The sequence below is a fragment of the Streptococcus caledonicus genome, from assembly GCF_042656225.1.
GTDB classification, from domain to species: Bacteria; Bacillota; Bacilli; order Lactobacillales; family Streptococcaceae; genus Streptococcus; species Streptococcus caledonicus.
In genome coordinates this window covers 1-9,093 of sequence record NZ_JBHSOJ010000030.1, presented here as the reverse complement: position 1 = coordinate 9,093, position 9,093 = coordinate 1, and the positions used below count along the sequence as shown (strand labels likewise).

The following is a 9,093-nucleotide window of genomic DNA, read 5'->3' as shown; positions in this document are numbered from 1 at the left end:
TCAATTTGGCAATCCAGAAAGCATCTTTTTTATCTGTTTTTTGACCAGGGATGGCTTTCATATGTGCTGGATTCGCTAAAATGAGCTCAAAGTCTTGGCAGAGCGCATGCCAAACGGGTTTCCAATAGACTCCTGTACTTTCCATGCCAACAGCTTGTACTTGAAAAGATGTGAGAAAATCATGACATTGTTGTAAACCTTCTGTCGTTGTATCAAAGCGAACCTTTTCACGTTTGGGACGAGTACTAGTGAGAGAGCCGTGTAAGATACAGACAGTTATTATAGCTTGGTGAATATCAATGCCAGCACAAGATGTATAGATGATATCCATAGTCGTTTCCTCCTAACTAATGATGAGGACTTGTCTCTCTAATAGTAGTCGTATTTTTATACTCATGCTTCTTAGGCGATACTTTGGGGTTCTCGTAGATAGAGTGGATTAGTTTGTCCCTAGATAGATTTTATCATTAAGTTATCAACCACAAAGCCCTCACTAAGAGTATCGCACTTAGCGAGGGCTTTGCCTATTGGTTATCATTGTTTTGTGGGTGTGGGATCTGCCATCGTGCTGGTTTGTCCCACTCTCTTTCTCTTAAAAATTGAACATCTTCTTTTGACAACGTTAATCTGAGTCATTGACCATTTTTCAAACTTTTTGCTGTCCTCCTTTTTTCTTGTGTATGAGTTTTCTTCCATGAGAATTCAAGATGATATAGTCATTTAAATTTTATTTAGTAAATTTTTGTTAGCACTTATCCTAATGTGGTGTGTGGCGTCCCAAAGGTCATTTGTAAAGTGGGGAAATAAGACGAACAGATTTCGTCACAACCGTTAAGGTTTGGGAGACCATTGGAGGTGGAAAATGAAGCTGGCGAAATCAGCATCAAAATAAACTGCTTCCTGTCAAGTAGACAATGAAATAATAATCGATTAAGCCACGGCCTTTCTCCTTACTTCAAGAGGGGGAAGGTCGTTATACTTCTCTTGAAATCGTTTGTTATTGTAAAATATAGATATAAGCCTCAATACTTTTTTAACCATCTTCTGAGAACGTAGGTATTTAAAATATTATATTTGTGACAAATCATCCTTAGGATTCCTTGTCCAGGAAGGCACTTCTCAATAGCTGTTTGTTTCAATTCTAACGAATAGTGTGTCCGAGTACGATTTCCCCTAAGGCTGTCAATACCATCAGTTTGGTATTTTCTCAGCCACTCCTTAATTGTATTGTCTGATACTTGATACTCTTTGATTAACTGTCCAATTGACTGACCTTCTGGATATTTCAATACAATCTCTAATTTTCCTCTACTGATTTTGGACTACTTTTTGACATATGAAAACTCCCCTTTTAGCTTCTAGTGAATTTTGTTTTTTTACTATCCGCTATAAGGGGAGTATATCATTGCCTCTTATGTTATTTTTTAGTCTAAAGTTCTCAAAAGTCTGTTCTTATCGATAGTATTTCTTGAAAACTATAATTTTTCTAAACTTAGACTGAGAGTGTCTACCAGGTAGTTTCGCTGATAAGAATACTACTATGATGAAAGAACCGTTGAGAGATTAATGCATTTCTTAATTTCTATCACTTAAACTGCTAAATTTAATTTTGAGGAATGTTAGAATTGTACTAGAATGGATGTCTGTCGCTTTAAAAAGCTCCCGAATATTTTCCGAGAGCTAAATGTGTTACAAGTTTTTCCAAAAACTGTTGTAAATATAGATTTCAAGTCCTGATGCAATAATTAGTGTCAAAAAGAGAAGAAGAAGACTAGTGTTTAAAGCACCGATGGTAAATGAAAGGATAATAGCACCTACGATTAGTGCGAGGAATCCTAGGAAAAACACGATTCCTATTACCATTTGCCAAATTTGGCGATTACCTCGTGTCAAAAGTTGGTTGATATTTTGCCAATTGAGCATCAGATTTTTCTGATCACGACGATAGTCAAACTGTCCTAAAATAAATGAGGATAAGAAAATACCAATAACTAGACTAATTATCAGAGTGAAATGAAAACCGAGAACAGCTCCCAAGCTAGCATAAATTAGCGCTGGGATACCTGCTTGAATAAGGTATAAAATGAAGAATTTCTCTTTTAAAAATTGAGAAAAATTCATTGGGAGAGTTTTAATAAACGTGAAACTTTCTCTCTCTAGTGACATACCAACGGAAGTGAAAACAGTAGACATCAATCCGATGGCAGCACCGATTGTCAGAGCTATACCAAAGTAAGCAGGGGAGATAGAGTGAGCCTTGAAGTTACCAGCGCTAATTGGACCAATCATCATAAAAATAAAGAGATTTGAAGTAATCAAAGCAGTTGTCCAAAGAGTTGGAATTTTAAGAGTTGATAAGTGGTGACGAATCCAAAGTTGTCGTTGAGAGTGTTGTTTTGTTTGGCGTTTTTTGATTACTGTTGAACTGCTATCAATTTCTAATAATTGACCATAGTAACCAGGAATGACCATTTTGAAAATGACAATGATGAGAACCACTAACAAAAGATACCAAGTCCAATAATTGAGCAAACTACCCAATGAAAAAGGATTCAGGGCTACATCGTAAAAACCACTGATAAATGGCATGATTGGAAAATCAGGCAAACCACTAGCTGATAATTCAATATTAGATGAGTTGCTAGCATTAATCAAAATCAATCCGACAATAGCAACGAGTTGCGATAAGCCAATTAGCCCAGTAGAAATGAGTTTCTTATGTGGACTTTTAACGAGGATAGAGCCAACGCGATTGACTACAATGACTGAGAAGCTGAGAGTTACTAAACTAATAACCAAAAAGTTCACAAATGCAAGTAGAACTGCAAAAACAGGATTCATCAATCGTAGGTAAAGAAAAATCATCAAGCCAAGAGCGGGGATGATATAGGGAATTGCCATTCCTAAGGAGGCTAAAATTTTAGCTACAAGGATTTCACCTGCTTTGATTGGCAGTGGTAAATAGAGTTTTGTGTCTTGGCTATCATAAAAGACTGTAAACATGGGAGGAAAAGCAGAGACCAATGTTAAAGCCATGAACATTAAAATATAAGTAGTAAACATCCCAGGGAATTTGCTATAGTCATAAATAGCCAAGATAGCACTATAAGTGACACCGAAAAAGAACAAAGCAAGGAGTTGCTGGGTAAGGATACTTTTATAGGCTTGAATTTTTTTCTTAGGATTTTTAGCCTGTTTATTACGGATATTGACAAGATTTTGTGGGTTTGAATAGAGGACATTGACTTTAAAAAGTTCCCAAATTGTTGACCAATTCATTAGGCCTCACCTACCTTTTCGCTGTCGGTTTTACGACCAGCTAGTTCAAGATAAATGGTTTCTAAGTCTTTATCAGGATGATCTGCTTTTAATTCAACTAGAGTACCAACAAAAATTAACTTTCCTTGACGAAGGATACCAATACGATCACAGAGTTGTTCAGCAACCGCTAAAACGTGAGTTGAGAATATGACAGTGTTACCTTGACTGGCGTGTTGTTTCATCATTTCTTTTAAGTCAAATGATGCTTGTGGATCAAGACCAGTCAATGGTTCATCTAAAATCCAAATATCAGGATTTGGCACAAGGGCACCGATAATAATGGCTTTTTGGCGCATACCGTGTGAGTAGCTACTGATTGTCTCAAAGCGGCGATCATAGATGTCAAAAAGATTAGCAAGCTCTTCGATACGTTTTTCAGTCTCTTCATCTGAAACACCATAAATTTTCGCTAAAAAGTGCCAATATTCGTCAGCAGTTAGATTTAAAAAGATATCTGGTGAATCTGGTACATAGGCAATTTTACGCTTAATGTCATCACGGTGTTCAGTTAACTTCATGTTATCGACAGTGATGTCTCCGTAGGTCGGTTCAATGATAGAGGTCAGAGTAGAAATTGTCGTGGTTTTACCAGCGCCATTGTGCCCGATGAGCCCAAAAATTTCCCCATTTTCAATGGTTAAATTAAGGTCACTAAGAGCAAATTTATCTCCATATTGCTTAGAAACATGGTCAAATGTGATCATCCTAAAATCTCCTTTAATCTTTTTGTTTATTATACTACTTTAGTCACACAAAAGTAAAGCCCTTACATGATTTTTTTCACAAAAAGTGATATGATAAAGAAAAAAGGAGGATGACGAATGACAAATACAGTGATGATTACAGGAGCTTCAGCTGGTTTTGGCACGGCGATGGCAGCAAGTTTTATTAACAAAGGTTATCGAGTAATTGGCGCTGCAAGGCGCTTCGAGAAGTTGATGATTTTAAAAGAACAGTATGGGGAGAATTTTTACCCTTTGACGATGGATGTGACAGATTTGACATCTATTGATGCAGCGCTAGCTAGCTTGCCTAGAGAGTGGCGGCAGATTGACATTTTGGTTAATAACGCTGGGCTCGCTCTTGGGCTTGATAAGGCTTATGAGGCTAATTTTTCAGACTGGCAGACCATGATTATGACCAATATCGTAGGTCTGACTTATTTGACACGTCAGATTTTACCTCAAATGGTAGAAAGAAAGTCTGGGCATGTGATCAACATTGGCTCAACTGCTGGAACCTATCCTTACCCAGGTGGTAATGTCTATGGAGCAACTAAGGCTTATGTCAAGCAGTTTAGCCTTGAATTGCGAGCTGATTTGGCAGGGACTAAGGTGCGTGTGACCAATGTTGAACCGGGACTTTGTGGAGGCACGGAGTTTTCTAATGTTCGTTTTAAGGGGGACAATGGCAGAGCAGAAATGCTGTATAAAGGTGCTGACAGCCTTCAGCCAGAAGATATAGCTAATACGGTACTTTGGATTGCAGAGCAACCAGCACATGTCAATATTAACCGCATTGAAATTATGCCAACTTCACAAAGCTTTGGACCACAACCGGTTGAACGTAATTAGGAGGGCAGGGAGTTTGACAAATTTACAAGACCAGTGGAGCTTTTTTAACGAAGTTGAAAAACTTAAAACCATTACACGTCAAAATCAAACCTTGGACAATCGCTTTGAAAATTCGGCAGAGCATTCTTGGCAATTAGCGCTGATGGCTATAACACTACGAGAATATTTTTCAGAACTAGTTAATATGGAAAAAGTGATGCTAATGTTACTCTTGCATGATGTTGGTGAAATTGGAGTAGGAGATACTTCTGTATTTGATGAGATTGGAAAGTTGGACTCTTATGAACGAGAGTTGGCATCAGTAACACAGACCTTTTCTTTTTTACCAATGGAACAAAAAGAATATTATCTAAATGTATGGCAAGAGTTCGAGAAAGGTAATTCGGTTGAGGCTAGATATGCAAGATGTGTTGATGCCATAGCACCGCTGATGAACCATCTTTTAATTGCAGAAAAGGGTGATAATCCAGACGAATTAACCAAAAATCAGGTCTTAGCTAAGAAAGCTTTCATTGAAGCTGAAAGTCCAGATTTGTGGCAATGGGTACTTGATATGATTGATCAAAGTGTCGAAAAAGGATTGTATTTGCCTTAATTAAAATAGAAAAAGAGGTTAGAAAACTAGCCTCTTTAATGATGTTAGTAAGATCGTTTTTACTCCAAACTACTTGCCCAGCTTTTGGCTAAGTGTCGGGAGTAGCTTGAAATGGCAAAATTGATGAGGAAGTAGGTTCCTGCAACGATAGCGTAAAGGGTAAACACTTGTCCTGTTTCAAAGTATTTTCCCATGAGAATTTGACTTTTTCCGAAAAATTCTTGCAGGGCGATTACGGTGTAAAGGAAGGAGGAGTCTTTAATAACCGTGACAAATTGGGAAATAATAGCTGGTAACATTTTCCGAAAGGCTTGGGGGAAAATGATATAAACAAAGATTTGGATATGATTAAATCCTTGAGCGAGTCCTGCCTCTGTTTGTCCAGTAGGAATAGAGTTTAGTCCTCCGCGAATAATTTCTGCTAGCGCAGCTGAGGTAAACACTGTAAATGCGATGATACTTGCTGGTGTTGATTTGACTTGAAAGACTAGAAAGATAATGAAAATCCACAAAAGATTTGGTACATTTCTGACAAACTCAATGTAGATGGTGGCTGGGATGCTCAGCCATTTTTTCTGATGATTACGCATGAGCGCCAAAATGCTACCAAAAAGCGTTGATAAGATAATGGCGCAGAAAGAGATATACAGGGTCAGCCCTAAACCGCTTAATAAAAAGCTTAGGTTGGTTAATGTGAAGATATCAGACATAGCATTCTCCTTTTAGAGGTGATAGGCTTTTTTATTGCCTGCTTCAATGCGTCGCCCCCAACTTGCGATAGGGAAGCACATGATGAAGTAAAGAAGAGCAGCAGAAGCAAAGGCAGGAACGTAGTTTGAGGTATCATAGGCCCAGTTTTTGGCGGTAAACATGACATCTGCTCCAGAAATAATGGCAACTGTTGCCGTATTTTTAATCAGGTTAACCACTTGATTAGTCAGAGGTGGTAAAATAGAGCGAATAGCCTGGGGAAGAATAATCAACCACATCGTTTCTTTTTGAGAAAAGCCCTGCGATAAGGCAGCTTCTGTTTGACCTTTGGGAACGGATTCAATACCAGAGCGAATAACTTCGGCGATATAGGCACCGTGATAAAGTCCGACGCAAATCACGGCTGTAAAAAAAGTATTGATGCGAATTGTGCCATCTGTTATGATGGCTAGTCCATAGTAAAGAAAGACAAAATGGACAAGTAAGGGAGTGTTTTGGAAAACTTCTACGTAAATTCTAGAAAACAAACGAAGAAAAAAAGAACGGTGACGATTAAGCATGGCAAATCCTGTTCCTAATGCCAAAGCTAAAAGAAGTGCACAGGTCGCTATTCCTAAAGTATATAAAAATCCAAGGGCAAATTCATCGAGATAGTCTATGAAACCAGACCAACGTTCCAAGGCCCAAGGACTAAGTTGTGCAGTTGTTAAAGCCATAAATTCTTTCCTTTCTTAGTTAGTTGAATCAGCAGGTGTTAAATTAAATTTATCATAGATTTTTTGCAGACTGCCATCCTTACGCCATTTGTTTAATTGTTCATTGATAAAATCAGTTAAATCAGTGTTTGTTTTTTTCGTTGCAATCCCGTAGGCTTGGGTGTTAAAACCGTCTTTTAGCATACGGTTGCCTTTGTGGACGTAGCCTGATAAGAGTGACTTATCAACTGAAAAAGCGTCGATGCGTTTGGCTTGAAGTGACATGGTTAATTCTGGGTAAGAGCCAAGTTGTACAAATTTAAACGTCAATCCGTTCTCTTCGGCATAGGTTTTCAGGTTTGCCTTAGTAGTTGCTCCTTGAGCGACCCCAATTGTCAGACCATCTAAGTCATCCATAGTGTGGATGTTGCTTTTCTTACGGACCAAAAATCCGATTTGATCATAATAGTAAGGATCTGAAATGCTGAAATTTGCTTGACGCTGTTCCGTAATGGTATAAGTGGCGATAATCACATCAACCTGCCCATTGTCCATAAGAGGTTCCCGTGTTTGAGTGGTTACTGGTGTGTATTCTACTTTAACATCAAGGCTATCAGCTAATTTTTTGGCAATATCAATTTCCATGCCTTCAAACTGATTGTTTTCTGCATTGAGATAACCAAAGTTTGGGACATCTTGTTTGACACCTACACGAAGAAGACCTGATTTTTTTATGGCATCTACCTTTGTAGATTCAGTAGCTGATACAGTTGTTGTCCCAAGACCTACTATGAGGAGGGTTAACAGTGTAAAGATTTTTCCTTTTTTCATATGATAACCTAACCTTTCTTACTGACTTTTTCAGAAGTGTGGTTGATAATCTTGCTGAGGAATTGCTGCGCTCGAGGTTCGTTTGGATGATCAAAAAAGCCATTGACATCAGTTGTATCAACAAGAACAGTCCCTTGGTCCATAAAGATAATGCGGTCAGCAACCTCACGAGCAAACCCCATTTCGTGAGTAACTACAACCATACTCATTCCCTCAGTTGCTAAGTTTTGCATGACTGTCAGAACATCGCCGATAGTTTCTGGGTCTAATGCTGATGTTGGTTCATCAAAAAGAAGGAGTTCTGGTTTCATAGCTAGGCCACGAGCAATGGCAACACGTTGCTTTTGTCCTCCAGATAAGGTGGCAGGATAATAGTCTTTTCGGTCCCACATATTAACATAAGTTAAATATTTTTCAGCTAAGGTTGTGGCTTCTTTGTCAGATAAGCCCAAAACTTTCCTTGGAGCTAACGTTATATTTTCTAACACGTTTTTGTGAGGGTAAAGGTTGAAATGTTGGAAAACCATTCCGACTTCTTTGCGAAGTGCTTGGAGATCTTTCGCTTTTATATTAGAAACTTCATGTCCATTCACAAGGAGATTACCAGAATCAATTGTCTCAAGAGCGTTGATAGTACGGATTAGTGTTGATTTTCCAGAACCTGATGGGCCAAGGAGTACAACGACCTGTCCTTTTTCAATGGATAGGTTAATATCACGCAAAGCGTGATAATCACCGTAGTATTTGTTTACGTCTTTAAATTCAATCAATGCCATAAGACACCTCCTAAAAAATATGTGTTATAAAATATAACATGAGAATAAAGTATCATACTTGGAAATCGCTGTCAAGCATTTACATAGAATTTTTAGAAAATTCTGCGCAATAATATTTTGTGTAACAGAACCTATTAAATATTTTCTCGGCACATTGTCAAGTCAAGTGCAACAAGTTCATGGATAGACTAGGATTCCATTATTTAGGCTGTTTGGGCTAGCCCAAACAGAAATTTTGAAGTTTTGTAATGGTGAAGTCGTCTAGGTCTTTCGTTAATAGCTGAGAGATATTGAGCAAGTTCTTCGTCAGTCAGCGGATTGAGAGATTTCCCTTTAGGGAGAAACTCTCTGAGGAGGCCGTTGAAGTTCTCATTTGAACCTCTTTCATATGATGAATAAGGATGAGCAAAGTAGACTTCAATGTCAGTTAGTTCTGTAAGAGACTAAACTCCGAACCATTATCAGCTGTAATGGAGGCGATAGGGTAACATTTAATCAAGCCTTGGACTGCCTCGTTGATGGTTTTGGCTTCCTTATTAGGCAATTTACAAGCTAAGGCAAACCGTGTCTGACGTTCCACCAAAGTCATG

Annotated in this window: 10 protein-coding genes and 1 pseudogene; 2 read left to right on the top strand and 9 right to left on the bottom strand. The window is 38.3% G+C overall.

All coding sequences use genetic code 11. The features are described from left to right. The 4 genes from ACFPQ3_RS10080 to ACFPQ3_RS10065 all read right to left on the bottom strand — a co-directional run. A partial coding sequence (locus tag ACFPQ3_RS10080; RefSeq protein WP_380434451.1) for an IS110 family transposase occupies positions 1-331 on the bottom strand: 331 nt, incomplete at its 3' end. A gap of 691 nt (positions 332-1,022) precedes the next feature. After that, positions 1,023-1,295, bottom strand: a complete 273-nt coding sequence (locus tag ACFPQ3_RS10075; protein WP_269747765.1) for a helix-turn-helix domain-containing protein — start codon at positions 1,293-1,295, stop codon at positions 1,023-1,025. A 394-nt stretch (positions 1,296-1,689) separates the two neighbouring features. Next, entirely contained in the window at positions 1,690-3,279 is a 1,590-nt protein-coding gene (locus ACFPQ3_RS10070; RefSeq protein ID WP_156807244.1) for an ABC transporter permease, read from the bottom strand. Beyond that, complete coding sequence (locus ACFPQ3_RS10065; RefSeq protein ID WP_156807243.1) at positions 3,279-4,025, bottom strand: ABC transporter ATP-binding protein; 747 nt, start codon at positions 4,023-4,025, stop codon at positions 3,279-3,281. The genes ACFPQ3_RS10070 and ACFPQ3_RS10065 overlap by 1 nt, the downstream gene beginning before the upstream one ends. Before the next feature lie 117 nt (positions 4,026-4,142). Here ACFPQ3_RS10065 and ACFPQ3_RS10060 point away from each other — a divergent pair, with 117 nt between their 5' ends. Together ACFPQ3_RS10060 and ACFPQ3_RS10055 are read left to right on the top strand one after the other, a co-directional pair. Beyond that, positions 4,143-4,895 (top strand): SDR family oxidoreductase, encoded by a 753-nt coding sequence (locus tag ACFPQ3_RS10060; protein WP_156807242.1) that lies wholly within the window; start codon positions 4,143-4,145, stop codon positions 4,893-4,895. Positions 4,896-4,908: 13 nt separating this feature from the next. Further along, positions 4,909-5,490, top strand: coding sequence for an HD domain-containing protein (locus ACFPQ3_RS10055; protein WP_232323276.1), 582 nt, complete (start codon positions 4,909-4,911; stop codon positions 5,488-5,490). 59 nt (positions 5,491-5,549) lie between these two features. On the opposite strand, the gene ACFPQ3_RS10050 is transcribed toward ACFPQ3_RS10055, so the two are convergent. The 5 genes and pseudogenes from ACFPQ3_RS10050 to ACFPQ3_RS10030 form a co-directional block, all read right to left on the bottom strand. Then, positions 5,550-6,200 carry an amino acid ABC transporter permease gene (locus ACFPQ3_RS10050; RefSeq protein ID WP_156807240.1) on the bottom strand — a complete coding sequence of 217 codons (651 nt, stop codon included), beginning with the start codon at positions 6,198-6,200 and terminating at the stop codon, positions 5,550-5,552. Between the two features lie 12 nt (positions 6,201-6,212). Continuing rightward, complete coding sequence (locus ACFPQ3_RS10045) at positions 6,213-6,917, bottom strand: amino acid ABC transporter permease (RefSeq protein WP_156807239.1); 705 nt, start codon at positions 6,915-6,917, stop codon at positions 6,213-6,215. A 15-nt stretch (positions 6,918-6,932) separates the two neighbouring features. Beyond that, entirely contained in the window at positions 6,933-7,727 is a 795-nt protein-coding gene (locus tag ACFPQ3_RS10040) for a transporter substrate-binding domain-containing protein (protein ID WP_156807238.1), read from the bottom strand. Between the two features lie 8 nt (positions 7,728-7,735). After that, positions 7,736-8,503: an amino acid ABC transporter ATP-binding protein gene (locus tag ACFPQ3_RS10035; RefSeq protein WP_156807237.1), complete on the bottom strand. Its 768-nt coding sequence runs from the start codon at positions 8,501-8,503 to the stop codon at positions 7,736-7,738. A gap of 203 nt (positions 8,504-8,706) precedes the next feature. Beyond that, positions 8,707-9,093: pseudogene (locus ACFPQ3_RS10030) on the bottom strand (IS30 family transposase); the annotation flags it as partial.

What these genes read in the sequence shown, in the direction of transcription:
- ACFPQ3_RS10060 (WP_156807242.1), top strand. Translation starts at nt 4,143, where the DNA reads ATGACAAATACAGTGATGATTACAGGAGCTTCAGCTGGTTTTGGCACG.
- ACFPQ3_RS10065 (WP_156807243.1), bottom strand. Translation starts at nt 4,025, where the DNA reads ATGATCACATTTGACCATGTTTCTAAGCAATATGGAGATAAATTTGCT.
- ACFPQ3_RS10040 (WP_156807238.1), bottom strand. Translation starts at nt 7,727, where the DNA reads ATGAAAAAAGGAAAAATCTTTACACTGTTAACCCTCCTCATAGTAGGT.
- ACFPQ3_RS10035 (WP_156807237.1), bottom strand. Translation starts at nt 8,503, where the DNA reads ATGGCATTGATTGAATTTAAAGACGTAAACAAATACTACGGTGATTAT.
- ACFPQ3_RS10070 (WP_156807244.1), bottom strand. Translation starts at nt 3,279, where the DNA reads ATGAATTGGTCAACAATTTGGGAACTTTTTAAAGTCAATGTCCTCTAT.
- ACFPQ3_RS10045 (WP_156807239.1), bottom strand. Translation starts at nt 6,917, where the DNA reads ATGGCTTTAACAACTGCACAACTTAGTCCTTGGGCCTTGGAACGTTGG.
- ACFPQ3_RS10050 (WP_156807240.1), bottom strand. Translation starts at nt 6,200, where the DNA reads ATGTCTGATATCTTCACATTAACCAACCTAAGCTTTTTATTAAGCGGT.